We start from the raw sequence: 25,296 nt of genomic DNA, 5'->3' as shown, positions 1-25,296 counted from the left end.
GGCCCCCGCAATTTGCTACGCTTACGGGGTCGTTCCGGCTCAACCCTTACCGTTGCAAGCACGCATGCCCGCCAGTCTTACCCTGATCGTCGCCTATTCCACCAACCGCGCCATCGGCCGCGACAACGCCCTGCCCTGGAAACTGCCGGGCGATCTGGCCCATTTCAAGCGCAGCACGCTGGGCCACCCCATCATCATGGGCCGCAAGACGTGGGACTCGCTGGGCCGTCCCCTGCCCGGCCGCAGCAACATCGTCATCAGCCGCAATCCCGATTTCAGCGCCGCCGGCGCCATCCTGGCGCCCACGCTGGAAGCCGCGGTGGCCGCCTGCGGCGACATCGACGAAGCCTTCGTGATCGGCGGCGCGCAGATCTACGCGCAGGCCCTGCCGCTGGCCCGGCGCGTGCTGGCCACCGAGGTCCATGCCGACGTCGACGGCGACGCGTTCTTTCCGCTGCTGCCGTCTTTCCAGTGGAAGGAAACAGCGCGCGAGAAGCAGCCTGCCGAAAACGGCTACGACTACGATTTCGTCACGTACGAACGCGCGTGAGGATTCAGGCGTGACGCATCGAAGTTGATGCATCGGCACTGACGCATCGCCCCGAACGCATCGAGCCGAACTACGCCGCCCCCGCGTTGCGCATGAACCGCCACAGCGCGGGCGCCGCCGAGTACGCCACGTTGAAGCGCACCCACGCCGTGTCGGCCTCGTCCGCTTCGAAGTACGAACCGGGCGCCAGCCAGATGCCGTCCTTGAGCGCCAGCTCCGCCAGGCCATTGGCGCCCCGTTCGCGCCACTGCCCGGCCACCTTCGCCCACAGGAACAGGCCGCCCTGCGGCTTTCCATACACTTCGAATCCGTGCTGGCGCATCTGCTCGGCGACCTCGGTATGCGCCTCGGCCAGCCGCTCGCGGGTGCGCGCGATGTGGGCGCGGTAGCGGCCCTCGCGGATGACCTGGTGCACGATGCGCTCCATGATCTCGGGCGTCGTCAGGCCCACCGCCATCTTGGTGCGCGCGATGTCGCGCACCAGATCGCGATGCGCCACCACGTAGCCCACCCGTACCGACGGGCTGATGACCTTGGAATAGCCGCCCAGGTAGACGACGCGGCGCGCGCCGTCCAGCGCGGCCAGCATCGGCGTCACGCCCGGCGCCAGTTCGCGCGAGATGTCGTCTTCCACCACCCACAACCCATGCCGCTCCGCCGCCTGCAGGATGCGGAAGGCGTTGGCCATGGTGATGCTGGCGCCCGAGGGATTCTGCAGCGCCGTATTGATGAAAAGCGCGCGCGGCCGGTGCTGGGCGGCCACGCGCTCCAGCGCGTCGCAGTCCAGGCCGTCGACCGTGCGCGGCACCGCGATCACGCGCAGACCGGCCAGGCGCAGCATCTGCAGGAGATTCGCGTAGGCCGGCTGCTCGACGACCACCGTGTCGCCCGGCCGCAGCAGCGTGCGGATCACCGTGTCCAGCCCGTGGGTCACCCCCTGCGTCAGCAGCACCTGCGACGCCTCGACTTCCATGCCCTGCGCGCTCAGACTTGCCGCGATGGTCTCGCGCAGCGGCGCGTAGCCGTAGGGATGGCCGTAGTTGGCGATCCGCATCGCGGGCACGCGCCCCATATGGCGCAGCGCCAGGTGCAGCCCTTCTTCGTTCAGCCATTCGCCGGGCAGCCAGCCGCAGCCCGATTTGATGGGGATGGAGTGGTCGGCAAAGATGTCCGACAGCAGCCAGCCCGCGTTCAGCCGCGGCGGTTCCCAGGACAGGGGTTCGACCCGGCGGGCGGGCGCGTCGGGCGACGCCACCCGGTAGCCCGCGCCGGGACGCGCCGCCAGCCAGCCCTGCGACACCAGCCGGCTGTAGGCGCTGGCCACGGTGAAAGTGCTGACGCCGTACTGGCGCGCAAACTCGCGGACCGAGGGTAGGGACATACCCGGACGCAGGGTCTGCGCCTCGACGGCGCGCAGAATGGCCGCGACGAGCTGTTCGACGAGGGTGGGCGCGGCCCCGCGGCCGCGGACGGGTTGAAAGTCGATCACGGGCTAACTGTACAGTTGCAACGCTCTCGACTATACAGTTAGCGGCAAATGCGCGGATTGTATATTTTCATTCCCTGCGGGACGTTCCAGAATCGTCCGAATCCCGCTGCCCGCGCGCGTTTCGCGGCGGCCGCGGTTATCCCCCTTCTGGAGTCACCATGAGCGCCCCCGCCCAGTTGCCCGACCTGTCCCATCTCTGGATGCCCTTTACGGCCAACAAGCAGTTCAAGGCCCAACCGCGCATGCTGGCCAAGGCCAAGGGCATGTACTACACGTCCACGGACGGCCGCCAGATCCTGGACGGCACGGCGGGCCTGTGGTGCGTCAATGCCGGCCACGGCCGCGAAGAGATCGTCGAAGCCATCGCCCGCCAGGCCGGCGTCATGGACTACGCCCCGGGCTTCCAGCTGGGCCACCCGCTCGCCTTCGAGGCCGCCACCGCCGTCGCGGGCCTGATGCCGCAGGGGCTGGACCGTGTGTTCTTCACGAACTCGGGCTCTGAATCAGTCGACACCACGCTGAAGATCGCCCTGGCCTACCACCGCGCGCGCGGCGAAGGCCAGCGCACGCGCCTCATCGGCCGCGAGCGCGGCTATCACGGCGTGGGCTTTGGCGGCATCTCGGTGGGCGGCATCTCGGCCAACCGCAAGACGTTTTCGGGCGCCCTGCTGCCCGCCGTGGACCACCTGCCCCACACCCACAACATCGAGCAGAACGCCTACTCGAAGGGCCAGCCCGCGCGGGGCGCGCACCTGGCCGAAGAACTTGAGCGCATCATCGCCCTGCACGATGCGTCGACCATCGCCGCGGTGATCGTCGAGCCCATGGCCGGCTCCACGGGCGTGCTGATTCCGCCCAAGGGCTACCTGGAAAAGCTGCGCGAGATCACCGCCAAGCACGGCATCCTGCTGATTTTCGATGAGGTCATCACCGCGTACGGCCGTCTGGGCGCCGCCACGGCCTCCGAGTTCTTTGGCGTGACGCCGGACATCATCGCCATGGCCAAGGGCGTGAGCAACGCCGCCGTTCCCGCCGGCGCCGTCGCGGTCAAGCGCGAAGTGCACGACGCCATCGTCAACGGCCCCGCGGGCGGCATCGAGTTCTTCCACGGCTACACCTATTCGGCGCACCCGCTGGCCGCCGCCGCCATCCTGGCCACGCTGGACATCTATCGCCGCGAGGACCTCTTCGGCCGCGCCCGCAAGCTGTCGGGCGCGTTCCAGGAAGCCGCGCACAGCCTGAAGGGCGCGCCCCATGTCATCGACGTGCGCAACCTGGGCCTGGTGTCCGGCATTGAACTGGCGCCGCGCGCGGGCGCCCCCGGCGCGCGCGCCGCCGAAGTCTTCCAGCGCTGCTTCGACAGCGGCTTGATGGTGCGCTACACGGGCGACATCATCGCCGTCTCGCCGCCGCTCATCATCGACGAGGCGCAGATCGGCCAGATCTTCGAGCAGATCGGCAAGATCCTGAAAGAGGTAGCCTGATCCTCCCCCGCCGCACGCCCGCATGGCGCGCGGCGCAACAGACCCGCACATGGGCGGCCCAGGCCGCCCAACCGCATTTTTGACGAATCACCGAGCCTTGCATCCATGAAGAAGATTCCCCATTTCATCAACGGCCAACCCTACGACGGCGGCAACAGCCGCTACGCCGACGGCTTCAACCCGGCCACCGGCGAGATCTCCTCGTCGATCCCGCTGGCGTCCAACGACGACGTGGCGCTGGCCGTGGCCGCCGCCAAGGCGGCGTTTCCGGCCTGGTCCGAGACCCCGGCGCTCAAGCGCGCCCGCATCCTCTTCAACTTCAAGGCGCTGCTGGACCAGCACCAGGATGAACTGGCCGAACTGATCACGCGCGAGCACGGCAAGGTGTTCTCGGACGCCAAGGGCGAAGTGATGCGCGGCATCGAGATCGTCGAGTTCGCCTGCGGCATTCCGCAACTGCTCAAGGGTCAGTACTCCGACCAGATCGGCGGCGGCATCGACAACTGGAGCATGCGTCAGGCGCTGGGCGTCGTGGCCGGCATCACGCCGTTCAATTTCCCGATGATGGTGCCGTGCTGGATGTTCCCGGTCGCCATCGCCTGCGGCAACACCTTCGTGCTCAAGCCGTCGGAACGCGATCCGTCCGCGTCCGTGCGCCTGGCCGAACTGCTCACCGAAGCCGGCCTGCCCCCGGGCGTCTTCAACGTGGTCCACGGCGACAAGCTGGCCGTTGACGCGCTGATCTCGCACCCCGATGTCGAGGCCCTGTCCTTCGTCGGCTCCACGCCGATTGCCGAATACATCTACGCCGAAGGCACCAAGCGCGGCAAGCGCGTGCAGGCGCTGGGCGGCGCCAAGAACCACCTGGTGGTCATGCCCGATGCGGATCTGGATCAGGTGACCGATGCGCTGATGGGCGCGGCCTACGGTTCCGCGGGCGAGCGCTGCATGGCGATCTCGGTGGCCGTGGCGGTGGGCGACGTGGCCGACAAGGTCGTCGAACGCCTCACGCCGCGCGTCAAGGCGCTGATCGTCAAGGACGGCATGCAGTCGGACGCCGAGATGGGCCCGCTGGTGACCGCGCAGCACCGCAAGAAGGTGATGGGCTACATCGAGGACGGCATCGCCAGCGGCGCCGATCTGGTGGTGGACGGCCGCGACCTGAAGGTGGCAGGCAACGAGAAGGGATTCTTCCTGGGCGGCACGCTGTTCGACAACGTCAAGCCCGCCATGAACATCTACCGCGAAGAGATTTTCGGACCGGTGCTGTGCATCGTGCGCGTGCCCGACTTTGCCAGCGCGGTGGAGCTGATCAATGCGCATGAGTTCGGCAATGGCGTGGCGTGCTTCACTTCCGACGGCGGCGTGGCGCGCGCGTTTGCCCGGCAGATCAAGGTGGGGATGGTGGGCATCAACGTGCCGATCCCCGTGCCGATGGCGTGGCATTCGTTCGGCGGCTGGAAGCGCTCGCTGTTCGGCGATCATCATGCGTACGGCGAGGAAGGAATCCGTTTCTACTCGCGCTACAAGAGCGTGATGCAACGCTGGCCCGACAGCATCGCCAAGGGCGCCGAATTCACCATGCCCGTCGCTAAGTGAGCCCCCCCCCCGAGGCGCGCAGCGCCTCCCCCCCAGGGGGGCGTCGCAGCGGACCGGCGGAGCCCGGATCCGCGCGACCCCGCTCGGGGCGGTATTGCCAGGTCGTGGCGCTGTGCCTCGTACGCGGTGTCTCGAATTGAGTTGCGGGCGGTGGAGTAGCGCCTTGAAGCACTGAACTGCGCGGCGCTTCGCCGCGCCTTCCGAATATCTGTACGACAAGGGGAAACCTGATGCGCATCGGGATCGGCGGCTTTCAGCATGAGACCAATACGTTCGCGCCATCGCGCGCGGCGTGGGAGGATTTTGCGGACAAGGGTGGGGGGTGGCCGAAGCTGGTCAGCGGGCCCGCGATGTTTGAGGCAGTGGCGGGAGCCAATATCCCGGTGGCGGGATTTATCGAGGCCATGGGGCAGCATGCGTTGATTCCCACGACGTGGGCGGCGGCGAGTCCTTCGGGGCATGTGACCCGTGATGCGTTCGAGCGCATCAGCGCAATGATTCTGCAAGGGCTGTCGCAGGCGATGCCGCTGGATGGCGTGTATCTGGATCTGCACGGCGCCATGGTCACCGAGCATCTTGATGACGGTGAAGGCGAGCTGCTCAAGCGTGTGCGTGAACTGGTGGGCCCCAACGTGCCGGTCGTGGCCAGTCTGGACCTGCACGCCAACGTGACGCGCGCGATGGTGCGCCATGCCGATGCGCTGGTCTGCTACCGCACCTATCCCCACATCGACATGGCCGAAACCGGGCAGCGCGCCGCCGGCCTGCTGGCGCAGCGGCTGGGCGGCATGCCGCGGCATTACGTGGCGTTGCGCAGCCTGCCCTTTTTGATTCCCCTGTGCTGGCAGTCCACCGACATCGAGCCGGCGCGCAGCCTGTATCAGCTGGTGGGCGATCTTGAAGCGCGGGGCGCGGCCAGCGTTTCCTTTGCGACCGGGTTTCCGGCCGCGGACTTTCCCGAATGCGCGCCCACGGTCTGGGCCTACGGCATGACGCAAGCCGAGGCCGATGCCGCCGCCGACGAGATGACGCGCGCGGTGATGAATGCCGAACAGGACTTCGGCGGCAAGCTCTACACGCCGGACGAAGCCGTGCAGGAAGCGTTGCGGCTGGCGCGCGATGCCTCCAAACCCGTCGTCATCGCCGACGCGCAGGACAACCCCGGCGCGGGCGGCAGTTCCGATACCACCGGCGTACTGCGCGCGCTGATCCGCCACGATGCGCGCGATACGGCCATTGGTCTGATTGTGGACCCCGCCGCCGCGCTGGCCGCCCACCGCGCTGGTGCAGGCAACACGGTGCGCATTGCACTGGGTGGACATTCGGGTATTCCCCACGACGAACCGCTGGACACCGAGTTCATCGTCGAGAAAACTTCGGAAGGACGCTTCGATACGCATGGTGCGTTCTATCGCGGCTTTCACATGGATCTGGGGCCCAGCGCGTGCCTGCGCATCGGCGGCGTGCGCATCATCCTGGCCTCGAACAAGGTGCAGATGGCTGACCAGGAGATGTTCCGATTTGCGGGCGTGGAGCCCACGCGCGCCGCCATCCTGGTGGTCAAGAGTTCGGCGCATTTTCGCGCCGATTTCACGCCCATCGCGCACACGATTCTGGTCTGCGCGGCGCCCGGCTCCATGCTGATGGATGCGGCAAAACAACCATGGACACGGTTGCGTCCCGGCATCAGAATGGCGCCTTGCGGGCCGGTGTTTGACGGCCGGTCCGCTGCGACAGCCTGACCCTCGCGCGCCGCTTGAACGCGGCGCGTCAACGACGTAGCGGCCCACGCGCCGCTCACTACGCTTCAAGGGGAAATACATGCTCAAGTTTGTCCGAGCGGCCGCGCTCGCCGGCGTCACTCTCGCCATGGCACATGGGGCCTATGCCGAGACCGTCATCAAGACGGTGATGCACTCACCGCTGCGCCTGACCGATCCGCACGCCACCACCGCCTACATCACGACGTGGCACGGCTACATGATCTACGACACCTTGCTGGCCACCGATGCCGACAACAAGGTACAGCCGCAGATGCTTGAGAAGTGGGAAGTCTCGCCCGACGGCAAGACCTACACCATGACGCTGCGCCCCGGCCAGAAATGGCATGACGGCCAGCCGGTGACCGCCGAGGACTGCGTGGCGTCGATCAAGCGCTGGGCCGCCGGCGACGGCATGGGCCGCACGCTGCTCAAGTTCACCGACAAGATCGAAGTCATCGACGACAAGAGCTTTCGCATCGTCATGAAGGAACCCACGGACCTGGCGCTGCGCGCCCTGTCCAAGCCCACCGGCACCGCGCCGTTCATGATGCCCAAGCGCATCGCTGAACAGGCCATCGGCAAGCCCATCACCGACATGACGGGCTCCGGCCCGTTCAAGGTCGCGGAATTCAAGCCGGGCGTGAAGACCGTCTACGTCAAGAACGCCGATTACGTGCCGCGCAAGGAGCCCGTCAGCGGCCTGGCTGGCGGCAAGGTCGTGCACGTCGACAAGGTCGAATGGGACGTGATGCCCGATGCACTGACGACCGCCAACGCGCTGCTCGGCGGCGAGATCGATTTCGTCGAACAGTTCCCGTACGACCTGCTGCCGATGATCGAAGGCAACCCGGACCTGAAGGAAGAATCGCTCAGCCCGGTCGGCTACTTCACGATGTACCGCTTCAACTTCAAGTACCCGCCCTTCAACAACAAGAAGATCCGCCAGGCCGCCATGTACGCGATCGGCCAGGAAGACGTGATGAAGGCGCTGGTCGGCAATCCCAAGTACTGGAAGACCTGCGCCTCGCTGTGGGGCTGCGGCACGCCGCTGGAAAGTGATATCGGCAAGGACATGGTCGTCCCGTCGAACATCGAAAAGGCCAAGGCGCTGCTCAAGGAAGCGGGTTACGACAACACGCCCATCCTCGTCATGCACGCCACCGACGTGGGCACGCTGTCCGCGCAACCGGTCGTGATGGCCGCGGCGCTGCGCAAGGCGGGCTTCAACGTCAACCTGGCGGCGATGGACTGGCAAAGCGTGGCCACGCGCCGCGCCTCCAAGGCCGCGCCGGCCGAAGGCGGCTGGAACGTCCACAACACCAACTGGTACGCCACCGACGTGATGGACCCGGTGCGCTCCGCCCCCGCGGCTGCAAACGGCGACAACGCGTGGTTCGGCTGGCCCGAGTTCCCCCAGATCGAAGAACTGCGCACCAAGATGGCGCTGACTTCGGATCCGGCCGAGCAGAAGAAGATCTCCGAGGAAGTGCAGCGCATCGGCATCGACGAAGGCCTGTACGTGCCGCTGGGCCAGATGTCCGTGCCCACCGTCTACTCGACCAAGCTGTCGGGCTTGGTGCACGCGCCGGTCTTCGCGTTCTGGAACGTCAAAAAGGCCCCTTGATGGGCTCGGGGCCTGCGCGCCGCAGCAAGCAGTCCGCGCAGGCCTAATTGGTACAGGGGGAAATACATGCTGGCATTTGTCTCACGCCGGCTCCTCGCGACCATCCCGGTTCTGGTGATGGTCGCGGTGGTGGTCTTTGCGATATTGCGTTTCAGCCCCGGGGATCCGGCCATCATCATGGCGGGCGACGGCGCCACGCCCGAACGTATCGTCCAGATACGGCAGACGATGGGCCTGGACCAGCCGGTGGTCAAACAGTTCTTCATCTGGGGCGGCAAGCTCCTGCAGGGCGACCTGGGCACCTCGCTCATGTCCGGCGTGCCGGTCACCAAGCTGATCGCGCAGCGCCTTGAACCGTCGATGAGCCTGGCGGTGCTGACGCTGGTCTTCACGCTGCTCGTCGCCATTCCGCTGGGCGTACTGGCCGCCTGGCGGCAAGGCAAGCTGCTGGACCGCGCCGTCATGGGTTTCTCGGTGCTGGGGTTCTCGGTGCCGGTGTTCGTCACCGGCTACCTGCTGATCTGGGCCTTCGCCATCAAGCTGGGCTGGTTCAACGTGCAGGGCTACGTGCCGCTTGAGAAGGGATTCTGGCCGTTCCTGCACCGGCTCATCCTGCCCTCGCTCGCTTTGTCCACCGTGTATGTGGCGCTGATCGCGCGCATCACGCGCACCAGCGTCATCGAGGTCATGGGCGAGGACTTCATCCGCACCGCGCGCTCCAAGGGCCTGGGCGAAACCGGCGTGCTGCTCGGCCATGCGCTGCGCAATGCCGCCGTGCCCATCGCCACCGTCGTGGGCGTGGGCATCGCGCTCTTGATCAGCGGCGTCGTCGTCACCGAATCGGTCTTCAACATCCCCGGCCTCGGCCGGCTGGTGGTGGAAGCCGTGCTGGCGCGCGACTACCCGGTCATCCAGGGCCTGACGCTTTTCTTCGCGTTCGTCTACGTGTTCATCAATCTGGTTGTCGATTGCGCCTACACGGTGTTCGACCCGCGTATCCGGTACTGACGCCATGAGCATGCAAACGCCAACCGACGCCGCCGCGCAGGCGGCCGCCGACCTCCCCGGAGGCGGCACGCCCCACATCACCGCCTGGCGGCAGATCCGCCAGGGACTCAAGAGCTGGCCCGTCATGCTGGCGCTGGTGGTGCTGGCGGCGATTGTCTTCATCGCCATTTTTGCGCCGCTGCTGGGCACGGTCGATCCCACCCAACTCAACCCGGGCGGGCGCCTGAAGCAGCCCTTCACCGACTATTTCCTGGGCACCGACGCGTTCGGGCGCGACGTCTGGTCGCGCGTGGCCTACGGCGCGCGCATCTCGTTGATCGCGGGCCTGGGCGCTGCCTTGGTCAGCGTGGCCCTCGGGCTCGTCATCGGCGTCATCGCCGGCTGGTTCCGGTCGCTGGACGGCCCCATCATGCGCACGATGGACGCCATCATGGCAATCCCCGGCATTCTGCTGGCGATCGCGCTGGTGTCGGTCACCGGCGCCAGCATCACGACCGTGCTCGTGGCCATCACCATTCCGGAAATCCCGCGGGTGGTGCGGCTGGTGCGCGGCCAGATCCTGAGCGTGCGCGGAGAGCCCTACGTGGAGGCCGCCCTGGCGCTGGGCACCCCGCTGCCGCTGCTGCTGTGGCGGCACATGGTGCCCAGCACCATCGCGCCGCTGACGGTGCAAGGCACGTACGTCTTCGCGTCCGCCATGCTGACCGAAGCCATCCTGAGCTTCCTGGGCGCGGGCATCCCGCCCGAGATCGCGTCCTGGGGCAACATCATGTCCGAAGGCCGCATGTACTTCCGCATGCTGCCCGGCCTGATCCTGTTCCCCGGACTGTTCCTGTCGCTGGCCGTGCTCAGCGTGAACATCCTGGGCGACGCCTTGCGCGACGCGCTGGACCCGAAAATGGTGCGCAGGATCTGATGCCGATGAACTATTCCCCCAATCCCCCCGCGGGCGACACTTCGTCCGCCATCCTGGCCATCCGCAACCTGTCGGTCGAAGTCGCCGGCGCGGGCAACCGCGTCGTGCGCAACCTCAGTCTGGACGTGCACGCCGGCGAAACAGTGTGCGTGGTCGGCGAGTCCGGTTCGGGCAAGTCCGTCACGTCGCTGGCCGTCATGGGCCTGCTGCCGCAGGGCATCCTGAACATCAGCGCGGGTTCGATCCGCGTCGAGGGCGAAGACGTCGCCACGGCCACGCAGCGCCGCCTGCGCGAGCTGCGCGCCACGCGCATGGCAATGGTCTTTCAAGAGCCCATGACCGCGCTGAATCCCGTGCACACGGTGGGCAAGCAGGTCGACGAGGTGCTGCGCCTGCACCGCAAGAACATGTCGGCGGCCGAGCGCCGCGCCAAGGTGCTGGACATGTTCCAGTCGGTGCACCTGCCGGACATAGAACGCATCTACGACGCCTATCCGCACCAGCTCTCGGGCGGCCAGCGCCAGCGCATCGTCATCGCGATGGCGCTGATCCTGGAACCCAAGCTGCTGATCGCCGACGAGCCCACCACGGCGCTGGACGTCACCACGCAGAAGCAGATCCTGGCGCTCATCAAGGAGCTGCAGGTCAAGCACCAGACGGCCGTGCTGTTCATCACGCACGACTTCGGCGTGGTGGCCGAGATCGCGGACCGCATCGTCGTCATGAACCGCGGCGACCTGATCGAAAGCGGCACGCGCCACGAGATCCTGGCCGAACCCAAGCAGTCCTACACGCGCCGGCTGGTCTCGTCGGTGCCCAGCCTGGTGCCGTCGCGTCGCGAACCGCCGACGGGCACACCGGTGCTGCACGTCAAGGGCCTGGGCCGCACCTACGGCGGCAAAGGCTCGCTGTTTTCGCGCAAGGCGGCGCAGCATGTCATCGCCGCCACGGACGTCAACCTGACGCTGCGCAAGGGCGAGATCCTGGGCATCGTCGGCGAATCCGGGTCGGGCAAATCGACTGTGGCGCGCTGCATCGTGCGGCTCATCGAGCCCACGGCCGGCCACATGATGATGGGCGGCGAAGACCTGAGCACGCTGTCCGGCTCGGCGCTGCGTCCCGTGCGCCGCCGCATCCAGATCGTGTTCCAGGATCCGTACCGGTCGCTGAATCCGCGCCGCACCGTCGGCGAATCCATCATCGAGGGCCTGCTGAACTTTGGCGTGGCCCGCGAACAGGCGCTCAAGCGCGCCAGCGAAACCCTCAGCGTCGTGGGTCTGAGCCCCGACGCCATGCGGCGTTATCCGCACCAGTTCTCCGGCGGCCAGCGCCAGCGCATCTGCATCGCGCGCGCGCTGGTCATGGACCCGGAGATCCTGGTGGCCGACGAAGCCGTCTCGGCGCTGGACGTGTCCGTGCAGGCGCAGGTGCTGGAGCTGCTGGAACAGGTGCGCGAACGTACGGGCGTGGGCGTGCTGTTCATCACCCACGACCTGCGCGTGGCCGCGCAGATCTGCGACACCATCATGGTGATGCAGCGCGGCCAAGTGGTGGAAACCGGGTCTGCCGAAACCGTATTGACCGAACCGCGCCACCAATACACGCGGGCCCTGATCGACGCCGCCCCCGGCAGGGATTGGGACTTCCGCAACTTCCGGCCCATTGCGCCCGGCTTGTTGCCGTCCGCCTCCCCGGCCGTCTGACGCCTTTTCCGACCCACTGGAACCGAGATGCCGCAACCGCATGAAATGTCCGCCCAGGAACTCCTTGAGGCGTATCGCAGCAAGACCCTGTCGCCCGTCGAGGCGACGCGGTCGGTGCTGGACCATATCGAGCGCTGGGAGCCCCGGCTGAAAGCCACCTACGCGCTGGATCCGGAAGGCGCGCTGGCGATGGCGCGCGCGTCCGAGGCCCGCTGGATGAAGGGTGAGCCGCAGGCCTGCGGCGGGTACTCGCTGGACGGCGTGCCCGCCACCATCAAGGAAAACATCGCCACGCGCGGCGTGCCCGTGCCGCTGGGCACCGCCGCCACCGACCTGACCCCGGCCGCCGCCGACGCCCCGCCCGCGGCGCGCATGCGCGAGTCCGGCGCCGTGCTGCTGGGCAAGACCACCATGCCCGACTACGGCATGCTGTCGTCCGGGTTGTCGAGCTTTCATGAACTGACGCGCAATCCCTGGGACCTGACCAAAAACCCCGGCGGCTCCAGCGCGGGCGCCGGCGCCGCCGCAGCAGCCGGTTATGGCCCGCTGCACATCGGCACCGACATCGGCGGCTCGGTCCGCCTGCCGGCCGCCTGGTGCGGCATCGCCACGCTCAAGCCCAGCCTGGGCCGCATCCCCATCGATCCGCCCTTCATGGGCCGCTGCGCCGGTCCCATGACGCGCACCATCACCGATACGGCGCTCATGATGGGCGTGCTGTCCCAGCCCGACGCGCGCGATCACATGAGCCTGCCCTTCCAGGAGATCGACTGGCTGAATCTGGAACACGACGTGCGCGGCCTGCGCATCGGCCTGTTGCTGGACGCCGGCTGCGGGCTGCCGCTGGATCCCGAGACGCGCGATGCCGTCGAAGCCGCGGCGCGCGCCTTCGAGGCCGCGGGCGCCATCGTCACGCCGATGCAGCCGTGGATGACGCCCGGCATGCTGGAAGGCGTGGACAAGTTCTGGCGCACCCGCTCGGCCATCGACCTGGGCGCGCTGTCCGAGGAGCGCCGCGCCAAGATCCTGCCCTTCATCCGCGCTTGGGCCGAAAGCGGCGGCGGGCATAGCGGCGAAGACGTCTTCCGCAGCTACTACGAAACGCTGAACGTGCGGGCGCGCACCGTCGCAGCCTGCGCGCCGTACGACTACGTGCTGTCGCCGGTGGCGCCCGTCGTGGCCTACAACGCCGAATGGCCCTCGCCCACGAACGAGGTCGCCACGACCATGCACCACATCGGGTTCACGCTGCCCTTCAACATGAGCGAGCAGCCCGCGGCCTCAGTCAATTGCGGCTACACCAAGGCTGGCCTGCCCATCGGCCTGCAGATCGCGGGCGCGCGCTTTGACGACCTGGGCGTGCTGCGCGTGGCGCGCGCCTGGGAACGGATGCGTCCCGCCCAGCGCCCCTGGCCCCAGCCGCCCTCAGCACACTGACCCTCCCCGGCAACCCACAGGAACTTCCCATGCGTTGGCTTTTGGCAATGATCAAGCACGAGACGAACACGTTTTCGCCCGTGCCCACCCCGCTTGAACGTTTCTTTCGCGGCAGTCCCGAGATCCTGGCTGGCGATCGCGCCATCAAGGCCTACGAGAACACCGACAGCGGCCTGGGCGGCTACATCGAGGTCGCCCGCCGCGAGGGCGCCGAGATCGTGCTGCCGGTCGCGGCCGAGTCCTGGCCCAGCGGCCCCACCAGCGCGCAGACGCACGAACGCCTGTGCACGCTGATCCTGGACGAGGTCAAGCGCGGCGGGTTTGACGCCATTCTGCTGGATCTGCACGGCGCGATGGTCGCCGAAGGCGTGGAAGACGCCGAGGGCGACCTGCTGCGCCGCCTGCGCGAGATCGATCCCAACACGCCCGTTGCCGTGACGCTGGACATGCACGCCAACATCTACGACGACATCGTGCGCAACGCCACGGTCATCAGCGGCTTTCACACCTATCCGCACGTGGATATCCGCGATGCGGGCGTGCGCGCCGCGAACGTCATCGTTCGCACGCTCAAGGGCGAGATCAAGCCGGTGATGACCTGGGCCAACAAGCCCATGCTGCCGCACATCATGTGCCAGGGCACGCACGCCGCGCCCAACAAGCCGCTGCAGGAACGGTGCAAGGAACTTGAAGCCAGCGGCGTGCTGGCGGCGTCCGTCTTCGTGGGCTTTCCCCATGCAGACATTCGCGAAGCGGGCCTGAGCGCCGTGGTCTGTACGGACGGCAACCTGGCCGCCGCCGAACAGCATCGCGACGAATTGCTGGACCGCGCGTGGCAGGGCCGCGCCGACTGGGTGTTCCATTCGGAACCGCTGGCGCCGACCATCACGCGCGCCAAGGGCATCGAACAAGGCCCGGTCGTGCTGCTGGACCACTACGACAACACGGGCTCGGGCGGCACGATGGATACGACGGCCGTGCTGGCCGAAGTGCTGCGCCAGGAACTGGACAACGTGGTCTTCTACGCCATCTGCGATCCGCAGGCCGCAACGGAAGCCGCCGCCGCGGGCGTGGGCAACACCATCACGATCAAGCTGGGCGGCAAGCTGCCCATGCCGGCCATCAAGCAGCCCAGCGAACCGCTTGAAGTCACCGGCCGCGTCAAGCTGGTGTTCGACGGCGTCTACCTGAACCGTGGCCCGATGTACCGCGGCGTGCGCAACGACACCGGCCTGACGGTGGTCATCGACACCGGCCGCGTGGAAATCGTGGTCGTCTCGCGCCACCAGGAACCCTTCGACATAAACTGCCTGCTGTCGGCCGGCATCGACCCGCTGCAAAAGCGGTATGTCGTCCTGAAAAGCCGCATCCACTGGCGCGCAGGCTTCTCGGACATGGCGACCGAGATCATCGAATGCACCGGCGTGGGCGTCACGACGTCCGACTACAGCCAGGTCGAGTTCAAGCACGTGCGCCGTCCGATCTATCCGCTTGATCCGCTCTGAGACCAAGCGTTTTGTCGACAAAAGCCGGCGCCTCGGGCGCCGGCTTTCATTTTGAAATCTTCGGTAACTGCGCGCGCGTTCAGCGTGACACGCGTCTCGGTATACTCCGCCGCGGGCCTGACAGGCCGATGAACACGCGTATCCAGGACGCTTGCGCTTCGCGCGGACGAGCGTGGCGCCGTAGGCCGCTGCCGGATATGACTCGACAATCAACGATATAAGCAGAACGATGAAAAAGAGCGTAGCGATCACCCTGGGCGTGGTCATAGTGGGAGCGGGAAGCTGGGTCGGGGCCACGTGGTACACCGGCAAGCGCATCGAAGAAGACGCGCAGCGTCATCTGGCACAGGCCAACGAAAAGCTCGCCAAGATCACGCCGCTGTTCGGCCTGCGCATTGATCAGCTCAAGTACGAGCGCGGCCTGTTCTCGACGCAGGCACGTTATGGCGTGTCGCTCGTCAAGAACGACAAGGGCCTGGACGACCTGCCCGCGGGCATGATCGAGTTCGACGCGAACATCGAGCACGGCCCCTTCCCCAAGAGCGCCCTGTCGCGCGGCGCCATTGCGCCCAAGCTCGCGTTCATCCACACCGAGATCGCCAAGACGGACAACATCAAGCCCGTCTTCGAACTGACCAAGGACATCTCCCCGCTGATGGGCGACGCCATCGTCAGCTACAGCGGCAACGCCACGTCCACCGCCGCGATCGCGCCGATCGTCGTCACGCATGACGGCAACGCGCTCGACTTCAGCGGCATGCGGATGGAAGGCACCTTCGACCGCGCCACGCAGGCCGTCACCGCGCACGGCGTGATGGACAAGCTGTCGGTGGACGGCAGCAAGAGCCACGACCCCGTCAAGATGACCATCGCCGGCCTGACCATGGACGTCGACAGCCGCATGGGCAAGTTCGGCATCTCGATGGGCAATTCGGACCTGAAGATCAAGCGCGTGGACGTGCTGCGTCCCACCGACGACATGAAGGTCGGGCTGGACAACTTCAGCTACGGCGTGAAGCTGTCCGAAGACGACAAGTCCATCAACGTGCAGGCCGCCTACCAGACGGGCGACCTCACCGTGAACGACGTGGTGCTGGGCAATGGCCAGGCCGTGATCAAGCTGGCCCGGCTGGACGGCCAGGCCGTCAAGCAACTCTCGGACACCTACAACCAGCTCATGCGCCAATACATGCTGGGCGCCAGCGACGAAGGCCTGAAGGACGAACAGTTCGACGTTCTGCTGGACAACGCCGGCAAGCTGCTGGCGGGCAATCCGTCGTTCAGCATCGATCCGCTGAGCTGGAAGACGGCCAAGGGCGAGAGCAAGCTGACCTTCACGCTGGACCTGGCCAATCCGGCCAACGCCAAGGACCTGACCCCGCAGGAAATCGCAGTGCAGGCGATCAAGAAGATCGACGCCTCGCTGGTGATCTCCAAGCCCATGGTGAAGGACCTGATGGTGCAGTACGCCGTCAAGACCGAAGGCGTGCCCGCCGAGAAGGCCGCGGCCGACGCTGACGAGAACATCCGCCAGATGTCCGGCATGGCCGAAATGATGAACGTGGGCAAGAACGACGGCGACAACATCGTCGGCAAGTTCACCTTTGCCGACGGCATGGGCGACCTGAACGGCCAGAAGATTCCTGCCGAGGAACTGTTCAGCGGCCTCTTGGGCGCGACCGGCATGAATGACCTGGACGACGACGACGAGCTGTCCGGCATCGGCATGGATCCGGACGCCGAACCCGTCGCTCCGGCCCCGGTTGCCGGCGTCATGCAGGACTTCAACCTGGAAGACGTTGCCGACATGCTGGACGACATGGGCTACACCGTGACCCGCAGCGACGGCACCGACGGCCCCGTGCTGGTCCTGAACCCGGGCACCACCGGCGCCACCGACCTGCGCCTGGAGTTCCTGTGCAACGACTTCACGGAAAAGTGCCTGGACCTGGTCGCGACCGCCACGTATGCCACCAAGAAGCCGATGACGCTCAAGGCCATCAACGCCTGGAACCAGGAATACCGCTGGAGCCGCGCCTACCTCGATGAAAAGAACCAGGCCGTGCTGCAGATGGACATGAACGCCGAAGGCGGTCTGGGCAAGGACAACCTGCAGATCCTGCTCAACACGTTCATCAGCATCGCCGAAGACTTCGGCGCCGCGGCGAAAGCGCCTGCGAAGTAAGCTGAACGGCAGGCCTTGATCCAAGGCCTGGCCCCAAGCAAAAGCCCCCGCCTGTAAAGGTCGGGGGCTTTTTTTCGTCCTGATCGCGGGGATCGGGCAGAGAGCGTCCGGCGCGAAGGCCGGACGCATTCACGTGCCTTACGCGTACGCTTCGATCGGCAGGCAGGCGCAGACCAGGTTGCGGTCGCCATACGCGTTGTCCACGCGGGCGACCGGCGGCCAGTACTTGCCGTCGCGCAGCGTTGCCACCGGGTAGGCGGCCTGCTGGCGCGGGTAGTCGTGCAGCCATTCCTCGGCCAGCAGCATCTGCGCGGTGTGCGGCGCGTTCTTCAGGACGTTGTCGTCACGATCGCGTTCGCCGCGCTCGACCTGGGCGATTTCTTCGCGGATGGCGATCATCGCATCGATGAAACGGTCCAGTTCGGCCACGCCTTCGGATTCCGTCGGCTCGACCATCAGCGTGCCCGCGACCGGGAAGCTCATGGTGGGCGCATGGAAGCCGTAATCCATCAGGCGCTTGGCGATGTCTTCGGCGCTGATGCCGCTGGTTTCCTTGAGCGGACGCACGTCCAGGATGCACTCGTGCGCCACGCGGCCGTTGCGGCCCGCGTACAGGACCTCGTAGTGGCCGCGCAGGCGGGTCGCGATGTAGTTGGCGTTCAGGATGGCGACTTCGGTGGCGCGGCGCAGGCCGTCCGCGCCCATCAGCGCGATGTACACGAACGGGATCGGCAGGATGCCGGCCGAGCCGAACGGCGCGGCCGAGACCGGGCCGACCTTGGCGTCGCCGGGCAGCTTGCCCTGTTCGTTCACCACGCCCGGCAGGTAGGGCGCCAGGTGCGAGCGCACCGCCACGGGACCCACGCCGGGTCCGCCGCCGCCGTGCGGGATGCAGAAGGTCTTGTGCAGGTTCAGGTGGGACACGTCCGAGCCGAACTTGCCCGGCTTGGCCACGCCGACCATCGCGTTCATGTTGGCGCCGTCCAGGTACACCTGGCCGCCGGCCTGGTGGACCAGATCGCAGATTTCGGTGACGGCTTCTTCGAACACGCCGTGCGTCGACGGGTACGTGATCATCAGCGCGGCCAGCTTGTCGCCGACCTGTTCGATCTTGGCGCGCAGGTCCGCGAGGTCCACGTTGCCGTTGGCGTCGGACGCCACCACCACCACGTCCATGCCAGCGAGCTGCGCCGAGGCGGGGTTGGTGCCGTGCGCCGACGACGGGATCAGGCAGATGTTGCGCTGGTGCTGGCCGTTGGCCTGGTGGTAGCCGCGAATGGCGAGCAGGCCCGCGTATTCGCCCTGCGCGCCCGAGTTGGGCTGCAGGCTGATGTTGTCGTAGCCGGTGATTTCGCACAGCGCGGCGGACAGACGGTCGATCAGTTCCACGTAGCCCTGGCTTTGCGAGGCCGGCGCGAACGGGTGGATCAGCGCGAACTCGGGCCAGGTGATGGGGATCATCTCGGCCGTGGCGTTGAGCTTCATGGTGCACGAACCCAGCGGGATCATCGTGCGGTCCAGCGCCAGATCCTTGTCGGCCAGCTTGCGCAGGTAGCGCAGCATGTCGGTTTCGGACTGGATGCTGGAGAAGATGGGGTGCTTCAGGATCGCGCTTTCGCGGGCGACCGAGGCGGGAATGCCGCCGGGGGCCGCGGCGTCCAGCGCGTCGATGTCCAGTTCGACGTCATCGCGCTCAAGACCGGCGGCGAAGACGTTGACCAGGGCTTCCAGGTCGGCCACGGTGACGGTCTCGTCCAGCGAGATGGCCAGGCGGGCGCCATCGACGCGGCGCAGGTTGATGTGCGCGCAGTCGGCAGCCGTCAGGATGGCGGGCGTCGCGGCGCCGGTTTCCAGCAGCAGCGTGTCGAAGAACGTGTCGTTGGCGACCTTGACGTCCAGCTTGATCAGCTCGGCGCGCAGGATGGCGGTGGCGCGCTGCACGCGCTCGGCGATGCGGCGGATGCCGGCCGGGCCGTGCCACACCGCGTACATGCCGGCCATCACGGCCAGCAGCACCTGCGCCGTGCAGATGTTGGAGGTGGCCTTCTCGCGGCGGATGTGCTGTTCACGCGTCTGCAGCGCCAGGCGCAGCGCGGGATTGCCTTGCGCGTCCTTGGACACGCCGACCAGGCGGCCCGCCATGTTGCGCTTGAATGCGTCCTTGCAGGCCATGAAGCCGGCGTGCGGGCCGCCAAAGCCGAACGGCACGCCAAAGCGCTGGGCCGAACCGACGGCGATGTCGGCGCCCCACTCGCCCGGCGCGGCCAGCACGGCCAGCGCCAGCAGATCGGTCGCGCACGCGACCACGGCGCCTTGCGCGTGGGCGGCTTCAGCCAGCTTGCGGTAGTCGGACACCGAACCCGTGCTGTGCGGGTACTGCAGCAGCACGCCAAAGCACTCGGGCAGGCCTTCGGCTTCGTCGCCGATGCGGATCTCGATGTCCAGGCCTTCGGCGCGCGTGCGCACGACTTCGATGGTCTGCGGATGCACGTGGCCCGAGATGAAGAACACCGGGCTCTTGGACTTGGCGCTGCGGCGCGCAAGCGTCATCGCTTCGGCGGCGGCGGTGCTTTCGTCCAGCAGCGAGGCGTTGGAGATGTCCAGGCCGGTCAGGTCGGCGACCATCGTCTGGTAGTTCAGCAGGGCTTCCAGGCGGCCCTGCGAAATCTCGGGCTGGTAGGGCGTGTAGGCCGTGTACCAGGCGGGATTTTCAAGAATGTTGCGCAACACCACGTTGGGCGTCTGCGTGCCGTAGTACCCCTGCCCGATGTAGCTGCGGTAGACCTTGTTGCGGCCCGCGACCTGCTTCAGTTCAGCCAGCACGTCGGCTTCGCTGCGCGACGCGGGCAGCGCCAGCGGCTCCTTGCTGCGGATCTTGGGGGGCACGACTTCTTCGATCAGGGCGTCCAGGCTGTCGCTGCCGATCACGGCAAGCATGGCGGCCTGGTCGGCGTCGGAGGGGCCGATGTGGCGGGGGATGAAGTCGGTATGGGTGTCTAGGGCGCGCGACATGGGGAGATCTCGGGATAGGTATTGCGTCTGGCAAGGGACAGGGCGCGACAGCGCCCCGCGTCCCCCGCGTACAGCATCAGCCGTTGGCGACGGCTTCGTAGCCGGCGGCGTCCAGCAGCTTGTCGGCGTCGGCGGCGTTGTCCGGCTTGATCTTGAAGATCCAGGCGGTGAAGGCCGATTCGTTGATCAGGTTGGGGTTGCTTTCCAGCTCTTCGTTGAAGGCAACGATTTCGCCGGACACGGGCGCGTAGATGTCCGAGGCGGCCTTGACCGACTCGACCACGCCGGCGGTTTCGCCCGCGCTCAGCTTCGCGCCGACGTTCACGTCGCCAACGAAGACCAGATCGCCCAGTTGCTCCTGGGCGGTGTCGGTGATGCCGACGACGAACACGTCGCCCTCGGCTTTGACCCATTCATGGGACTCGGTGTACTTGCGATCGGTGGGCAGACTCATGGGAACTCCTGAGGGAATGCGGGTAGATGAATGGTGTTGCGCGCCTCGCGCGGGCGGCCGTTGCCCTGACCGGGCCGGTGCACGCGCGAGGTTCGAGTTTACGAGTGTTCGACGGCTTTGCCGTTACGCACGAAAGGCAGCTTGCACGCCACGGCGGGCACCCACTTGCCGCGGATGTCGACCTCGACCTTGTCGCCCGGCGCCACGCCTTGCGGCAGGCGGGCAAAGCCGATCGATACGCCCAGCGTGGGCGACATGGTGCCGCTGGTCAGCTCGCCCACGCCCTGCGCGGTGCGCACGGCCATGTGCGCGCGCATGACGCCGCGTTCCTGCAGCTTCAGGCCGATGAAGGTGGCGGGCTTGGCGAATTGTTCGATCGCGTCGCGGCCGATGAAGCGGCGCTCGGCGTTCTTGCCGGACACGGTCCAGGTCAGGCCGGCTTCGCCGGGGTGGGTCAGTTCGTCCATGTCCTGGCCGTACAGGTTCATGCCGGCTTCCAGGCGCAGCGTGTCGCGCGCGCCCAGGCCTGCCGGACGCACGCCCTGGGCGATCAGGTCGCGCCACAGTTGCACGACTTCCGCAGCGGGCAGGACGATTTCGAAACCGTCTTCGCCGGTGTAGCCCGTGCGGGCGACCAGCGTGTCGTCGCCCACGCGGGCGGCGACGAAGGGAGTCAGCGGTTCGCTGGCGGCTTGCCAGGCCGGGCGGGCGGCCCAGACCTTGGCGCGGGCGTTGGGGCCCTGCACAGCCACCATGGCCAGATCGCGGCGCGGGGCGATGGTCACGTCGAACGCGCCGGCCTGCTTGACGCGCTGCATCCAGGCCACGTCCTTGTCGGCCGTGCCGGCGTTGACCACCACGCGCCATTCGTCGGCAGAGAAGAAATAGATGATGAGGTCGTCGATGACGCCGCCCTGCGGGTTCAGCATGCAGCTGTAGAGCGCCTTGCCCGGGACCGTCAGCTTGGCGACGTCGTTGGCGACCAGGCGCTGCAGGAAGGCGAAGGCATCCGGGCCCGTCACGTCGACGTTGAGCATGTGCGAGACGTCGAACATGCCGGCGTCCTGGCGCACGGCATGGTGCTCTTCGAGCTGCGAACCGTAGGCCAGCGGCATGTCCCAGCCGCCGAAATCGACCATGCGGGCGCCGGCGGCGATGTGTTCTTCGGCGAGCGCGGTGCGTTTGAGGGATGCGGACATGCGGGGGGACTCCGGGACGGCAGCGATGCCAGGGTTACGGAATGCCGCTGGTTGCGGGCGGACGGCGCCCGCGCAACGGCTGAATCTTCCGCCCCTCTGTCCTTTTGCCTGAGAGTTGCCCCGCGTGGCGGGTTTGCACCTTCGGCGCCTGGGCTGCTCGCAGTGTCCCTGTTCAGGGCGCGGCGCCAGGTCTCTCCAGAGTGCTGTTTTGCCACGTCTGCGTAGCCGGCAATGGCGGCAAATGCGGGACGGGGCAAGCCTGCGCGGTATCGGTTACCTGAGCGATTCTGGGCGAATTGCGCCTTCGGCGGCGGCCGGGCTTGACGCCTTCGGCCGCTCTCTCCCGCAGCATGCGTGGCAGCGCCGAAAGCATACAACGAAAGCCCGGGGTAAGCCTAGGCCTGTTGCACGCCCGCCGGCGCTATCCCAGCGCGGTATCCAGCAGCATCATCAGCACGAAACCGATCATGAGGCCGCAGGTGGCGTAGACCTCGTGCCCCTTGCGGTGCGATTCCGGGATGATCTCGTGGCTGATGACGAACAGCATGGCGCCCGCGGCAAAACCCAGGCCCCACGGCAGGAGCGGCGCAGACCAGCCGACCACGGCGGCGCCCAGCACAGCGCCGACGGGCTCGATCAGCCCCGACAGCATGCCCAAGGCCACGGCAAACGTGCGCTTGTAGCCGGCGGCAAGCAGGGCCACCGCCACGACCAGCCCCTCGGGAATGTCCTGGATCGCGATGCCGGTGGCCAGCGCCGTGCCGCGCACGGGGTCGCCCGCCGCGTAGCCCACGCCGATCGCCAGGCCCTCGGGCAGGTTGTGCAGCATGATCGCGAACACGAACAGCCAGGTGCGGCGCAGGCGGTGCGCCTCCATCCCTTCCCTGCCCTTGATGAAATGCTCGTGCGGCAGAACCCGGTCCATCAGCAGCAGCACGGCCGCCCCCAACAGCAGGGCGGCGCCGACCGTCAGGCCGGCGCCCCAGGGACCGTACCCCAATTCCTCACCCGCCGCGATGCCCGGCGCGACCAGCGAAAACGCGCTGGCGGCCAGCATGACGCCGGCCCCAAAGCCGAACATGCTGTCCTGCGCCTTCTGCGGAATGGTGCGGGCAAAGAGAATGGGAAGGGTGCCAAGGGCGGTGGCGGCGGCCGCGACAAGACCGCCCAGCAGCGCGTCGGCCACGTGCGGCGCCCGCACGTCCAGGTAAACCCAGAGCTGGTACAGGGCCAGGCAGGACACCATCACGGCCAGCGTCCAGACGCTGATGCTGGTGGCCGCCGGCCGCACGCGATGACGGCTGAAGGTATTCATATGCGGCTGCGCTCCTTTGGGGAGATGCGCTTAGCCCTTTGCCGCAGCGTAGCGGCGCGAGACCTCGGGCCAGTTCACCACGTTGTAGAAAGCGCCGATGTATTCCGGCCGGCGGTTCTGGTACTTCAGATAATAAGCGTGTTCCCAGACGTCCAGGCCCAGGATCGGCGTATTGCCGTCCATCAGCGGGCTGTCCTGGTTGGCGCTGCTCTCGACCACCAGCTTACCGGCCGGCGTCACGCTCAGCCAGGCCCAACCGCTGCCGAAGCGCGTCAGCGCCGCCTTGGTGAAGGCTTCCTTGAAGGCGGGCAGACCGCCCAGCTCGGCGTCGATGGCCGCAGCCAGCGCCCCATCCGGCTCGCCGCCGCCCTGCGGCGACATGACGGACCAGAACAGGCTGTGATTGGCGTGGCCGCCGCCGTGGTTTCGCACCGCGCCGCGCACGGCTTCCGGCAATTCCTTGATGCGCGCGACCAGCGCTTCCACGGGTTCGTCCGTGGCGATGCCGGCGCCTTCGAGCGCGGTGTTCAGGCCGGTGACATAGGTTTGGTGATGCTTGGTGTAGTGGATCTCCATCGTCATTGCGTCGATGTGGGGTTCCAGCGCGTCATAGGCGTACGGCAGGGGCGGAAGGGTGTAGGCCATGCGAGTCTCCGGCTGATCCGTCCCTCGCGGGACGGCTTTGATAAAGATCCAAACATAAATGATATGTATTTTTATTTGATATCACAATGCCGGAATGCCGGAATGCCGGAAAGCCGCAATGGCGGCCACGCAGGTTGCTTCGGGAGTTTTCAGGATTTGGGGTGAAAGCGGCCGGTGCCTAACCAGCGCGCCTGGCCGCAGCTACAGCGCCTGGCCGCAGGCGACGCCCGAGGCCCACGCCCACTGGAAGTTGTAGCCGCCGAGCCAGCCGGTCACGTCGACGGCCTCGCCGATGAAATACAGGCCCGGCGCGGCCTTGGCCTGCATGGACTTCTGGTCCAGTCCGCGCGTGTCCACGCCGCCGCGCATGACTTCGGCCTTTTTGTAGCCTGCCGTGCCACTGGGCACGAGCGTCCACTGATGGATGTCCTGCGCCAGCCCGCGCAGCGTCTTGTCCGGCGCGTCGGCCAGGCGCAGCGCGGCCAGGCCCGGCTTGCCGCCCTGCTCGGCCAATTGCAGCCAGCGGTCGGCCAGCCGCTTGGGCCATAGTCCGCCCAGCACCGTATGAAGCTGCTGGCGGTTGCCGGACTTGGATGTCAGCAGTTCCTGCGCCAGATCGCGCCCCGGCGCCAGGTCGATCACGATGGGCTCGCCCGGCTTCCAGTAGCTGGAGATCTGCAGGATCGCGGGCCCCGACAGACCGCGGTGTGTGAACAGCAGGTCTTCCAGAAATTCACCGCGCGTCTTGCCCTGCCCCGTCTGCAGGTTCACTTCCAGCGCCACGCCGGACAGCTCGGACAGCGGCTGCCACTGTGCGGGGTCGAAGGTCAGCGGAACCAGCGCGGGGCGCGGCTCGACGACCTTCAGGCCGAATTGACGGGCAATCTTCAGCCCGAAGTCCGTTGCGCCCAGTTGCGGAATCGCCATGCCACCGGTCGCGACGACCAGCTTGGCGGCCCGGATGATGCCCTGGCTGGTGCGCAGCTCGAAACCTTCGGCCCCATGCGCGACCTCGGCCACCGAACAGCCCATGCGCCATTGCACATTGCCCGCGTCGCACTCGGCGCGCAGCATGTCGATGATGTTTTCGCTGGAGTCGTCGCAGAACAGCTGGCCGCGATGCTTCTCGTGCCAGGCGATGCGGTGGCGCTTCATGAGCGCCAGAAAGTCCTGCGGCGTGTAGGCCGACAGCGCCGACCGGCAGAAATGGGGATTTTCAGACAGGAAATTGGCGGGCCCGGCCCCGATGTTCGTGAAGTTGCAGCGCCCGCCGCCCGAAATGCGGATCTTCTCGGCCAGGCGCTGCGCGTGGTCGACCAGCACCACGCGCAGGCCGCGCTGACCCGCGACCGCCGCGCACATCATGCCCGCGGCGCCCGCGCCAAGCACTGCAACATCGAACATCAAG

General features: G+C 67.1%; 18 protein-coding genes and 2 riboswitches. Of the genes, 11 read left to right on the top strand and 7 right to left on the bottom strand.

All coding sequences use genetic code 11. From position 1 onward, the window contains the following. Positions 1–64: 64 nt before the first annotated feature. Positions 65–550: a dihydrofolate reductase gene (locus KW836_RS07665; RefSeq protein WP_175122504.1), complete on the top strand. Its 486-nt coding sequence runs from the start codon at positions 65–67 to the stop codon at positions 548–550. Positions 551–620: 70 nt separating this feature from the next. Here KW836_RS07665 and KW836_RS07660 read toward each other — a convergent pair whose 3' ends face one another. Further along, positions 621–2,039, bottom strand: a complete 1,419-nt coding sequence (locus KW836_RS07660) for a PLP-dependent aminotransferase family protein (protein ID WP_175122503.1) — start codon at positions 2,037–2,039, stop codon at positions 621–623. Between the two features lie 158 nt (positions 2,040–2,197). Between KW836_RS07660 and KW836_RS07655 the strand changes: the two genes are divergently transcribed. The 10 genes from KW836_RS07655 to KW836_RS07610 all read left to right on the top strand — a co-directional run bounded on the left by KW836_RS07655 (position 2,198) and on the right by KW836_RS07610 (position 17,263). Continuing rightward, the gene (locus tag KW836_RS07655) at positions 2,198–3,523 is read left to right on the top strand and encodes an aspartate aminotransferase family protein (protein ID WP_218342886.1); all 1,326 of its coding nucleotides are present in this window, start codon (positions 2,198–2,200) and stop codon (positions 3,521–3,523) included. A gap of 105 nt (positions 3,524–3,628) precedes the next feature. Next, on the top strand, positions 3,629–5,122 hold the full coding sequence (locus tag KW836_RS07650) for a CoA-acylating methylmalonate-semialdehyde dehydrogenase (RefSeq protein ID WP_175137804.1): 1,494 nt from the start codon (positions 3,629–3,631) through the stop codon (positions 5,120–5,122). A gap of 230 nt (positions 5,123–5,352) precedes the next feature. Next, positions 5,353–6,864 (top strand): M81 family metallopeptidase, encoded by a 1,512-nt coding sequence (locus KW836_RS07645; protein ID WP_218342885.1) that lies wholly within the window; start codon positions 5,353–5,355, stop codon positions 6,862–6,864. 79 nt (positions 6,865–6,943) lie between these two features. After that, entirely contained in the window at positions 6,944–8,509 is a 1,566-nt protein-coding gene (locus KW836_RS07640; protein ID WP_175122499.1) for an ABC transporter substrate-binding protein, read from the top strand. A gap of 66 nt (positions 8,510–8,575) precedes the next feature. Then, positions 8,576–9,517, top strand: coding sequence for an ABC transporter permease (locus KW836_RS07635; RefSeq protein WP_175122498.1), 942 nt, complete (start codon positions 8,576–8,578; stop codon positions 9,515–9,517). A gap of 10 nt (positions 9,518–9,527) precedes the next feature. Further along, on the top strand, positions 9,528–10,433 hold the full coding sequence (locus KW836_RS07630; RefSeq protein ID WP_218342884.1) for an ABC transporter permease: 906 nt from the start codon (positions 9,528–9,530) through the stop codon (positions 10,431–10,433). Between the two features lie 5 nt (positions 10,434–10,438). After that, positions 10,439–12,136 carry an ABC transporter ATP-binding protein gene (locus tag KW836_RS07625; RefSeq protein WP_175122496.1) on the top strand — a complete coding sequence of 566 codons (1,698 nt, stop codon included), beginning with the start codon at positions 10,439–10,441 and terminating at the stop codon, positions 12,134–12,136. A gap of 27 nt (positions 12,137–12,163) precedes the next feature. Then, positions 12,164–13,573, top strand: a complete 1,410-nt coding sequence (locus tag KW836_RS07620; RefSeq protein ID WP_175184663.1) for an amidase — start codon at positions 12,164–12,166, stop codon at positions 13,571–13,573. 29 nt (positions 13,574–13,602) lie between these two features. Further along, on the top strand, positions 13,603–15,078 hold the full coding sequence (locus KW836_RS07615; protein WP_218342883.1) for a M81 family metallopeptidase: 1,476 nt from the start codon (positions 13,603–13,605) through the stop codon (positions 15,076–15,078). Positions 15,079–15,307: 229 nt separating this feature from the next. Beyond that, a complete protein-coding gene (locus KW836_RS07610) occupies positions 15,308–17,263 on the top strand; it encodes a DUF945 family protein (RefSeq protein ID WP_218342882.1) in 1,956 nt (651 codons plus the stop codon). Between the two features lie 138 nt (positions 17,264–17,401). Here KW836_RS07610 and gcvP read toward each other — a convergent pair whose 3' ends face one another. The 6 genes from gcvP to KW836_RS07580 form a co-directional block, all read right to left on the bottom strand. Continuing rightward, positions 17,402–20,275, bottom strand: a complete 2,874-nt coding sequence (gene gcvP / locus KW836_RS07605; RefSeq protein ID WP_218342881.1) for an aminomethyl-transferring glycine dehydrogenase — start codon at positions 20,273–20,275, stop codon at positions 17,402–17,404. A 76-nt stretch (positions 20,276–20,351) separates the two neighbouring features. Then, positions 20,352–20,729, bottom strand: coding sequence for a glycine cleavage system protein GcvH (gene gcvH, locus KW836_RS07600; RefSeq protein ID WP_056559057.1), 378 nt, complete (start codon positions 20,727–20,729; stop codon positions 20,352–20,354). Positions 20,730–20,827: 98 nt separating this feature from the next. Continuing rightward, on the bottom strand, positions 20,828–21,928 hold the full coding sequence (gcvT, locus tag KW836_RS07595; protein ID WP_218342880.1) for a glycine cleavage system aminomethyltransferase GcvT: 1,101 nt from the start codon (positions 21,926–21,928) through the stop codon (positions 20,828–20,830). A gap of 86 nt (positions 21,929–22,014) precedes the next feature. Then, a riboswitch (glycine riboswitch) is annotated at positions 22,015–22,137 on the bottom strand. Between the two features lie 45 nt (positions 22,138–22,182). Next, positions 22,183–22,284: riboswitch (glycine riboswitch) on the bottom strand. Between the two features lie 65 nt (positions 22,285–22,349). Continuing rightward, positions 22,350–23,243 (bottom strand): ZIP family metal transporter, encoded by an 894-nt coding sequence (locus KW836_RS07590; RefSeq protein ID WP_056559064.1) that lies wholly within the window; start codon positions 23,241–23,243, stop codon positions 22,350–22,352. Between the two features lie 30 nt (positions 23,244–23,273). Further along, the gene (locus KW836_RS07585) at positions 23,274–23,888 is read right to left on the bottom strand and encodes a superoxide dismutase (protein ID WP_175122490.1); all 615 of its coding nucleotides are present in this window, start codon (positions 23,886–23,888) and stop codon (positions 23,274–23,276) included. A 201-nt stretch (positions 23,889–24,089) separates the two neighbouring features. Continuing rightward, positions 24,090–25,292, bottom strand: coding sequence for an NAD(P)/FAD-dependent oxidoreductase (locus tag KW836_RS07580; protein ID WP_218342879.1), 1,203 nt, complete (start codon positions 25,290–25,292; stop codon positions 24,090–24,092). Positions 25,293–25,296: the final 4 nt, after the last annotated feature.

Origin of the sequence: Achromobacter sp. ACM05, from assembly GCF_019218915.1 — a bacterium.
Classification (GTDB): domain Bacteria; phylum Pseudomonadota; class Gammaproteobacteria; order Burkholderiales; family Burkholderiaceae_B; genus Achromobacter; species Achromobacter animicus.
The sequence above is the reverse complement of the archived record's forward strand: the minus strand, read 5'-3'. Positions and strand labels throughout refer to the sequence as shown.

Excerpts from the sequence above, each read along its gene's own strand:
- KW836_RS07665 (WP_175122504.1), top strand. The coding sequence starts at position 65 with ATGCCCGCCAGTCTTACCCTGATCGTCGCCTATTCCACCAACCGCGCC.
- KW836_RS07655 (WP_218342886.1), top strand. The coding sequence starts at position 2,198 with ATGAGCGCCCCCGCCCAGTTGCCCGACCTGTCCCATCTCTGGATGCCC.
- KW836_RS07650 (WP_175137804.1), top strand. The coding sequence starts at position 3,629 with ATGAAGAAGATTCCCCATTTCATCAACGGCCAACCCTACGACGGCGGC.
- KW836_RS07645 (WP_218342885.1), top strand. The coding sequence starts at position 5,353 with ATGCGCATCGGGATCGGCGGCTTTCAGCATGAGACCAATACGTTCGCG.
- KW836_RS07640 (WP_175122499.1), top strand. The coding sequence starts at position 6,944 with ATGCTCAAGTTTGTCCGAGCGGCCGCGCTCGCCGGCGTCACTCTCGCC.
- KW836_RS07635 (WP_175122498.1), top strand. The coding sequence starts at position 8,576 with ATGCTGGCATTTGTCTCACGCCGGCTCCTCGCGACCATCCCGGTTCTG.
- KW836_RS07630 (WP_218342884.1), top strand. The coding sequence starts at position 9,528 with ATGCAAACGCCAACCGACGCCGCCGCGCAGGCGGCCGCCGACCTCCCC.
- KW836_RS07625 (WP_175122496.1), top strand. The coding sequence starts at position 10,439 with ATGAACTATTCCCCCAATCCCCCCGCGGGCGACACTTCGTCCGCCATC.
- KW836_RS07620 (WP_175184663.1), top strand. The coding sequence starts at position 12,164 with ATGCCGCAACCGCATGAAATGTCCGCCCAGGAACTCCTTGAGGCGTAT.
- KW836_RS07615 (WP_218342883.1), top strand. The coding sequence starts at position 13,603 with ATGCGTTGGCTTTTGGCAATGATCAAGCACGAGACGAACACGTTTTCG.
- KW836_RS07610 (WP_218342882.1), top strand. The coding sequence starts at position 15,308 with ATGAAAAAGAGCGTAGCGATCACCCTGGGCGTGGTCATAGTGGGAGCG.
- gcvP (WP_218342881.1), bottom strand. The coding sequence starts at position 20,275 with ATGTCGCGCGCCCTAGACACCCATACCGACTTCATCCCCCGCCACATC.
- gcvH (WP_056559057.1), bottom strand. The coding sequence starts at position 20,729 with ATGAGTCTGCCCACCGATCGCAAGTACACCGAGTCCCATGAATGGGTC.
- gcvT (WP_218342880.1), bottom strand. The coding sequence starts at position 21,928 with ATGTCCGCATCCCTCAAACGCACCGCGCTCGCCGAAGAACACATCGCC.
- KW836_RS07590 (WP_056559064.1), bottom strand. The coding sequence starts at position 23,243 with ATGAATACCTTCAGCCGTCATCGCGTGCGGCCGGCGGCCACCAGCATC.
- KW836_RS07585 (WP_175122490.1), bottom strand. The coding sequence starts at position 23,888 with ATGGCCTACACCCTTCCGCCCCTGCCGTACGCCTATGACGCGCTGGAA.
- KW836_RS07580 (WP_218342879.1), bottom strand. The coding sequence starts at position 25,292 with ATGTTCGATGTTGCAGTGCTTGGCGCGGGCGCCGCGGGCATGATGTGC.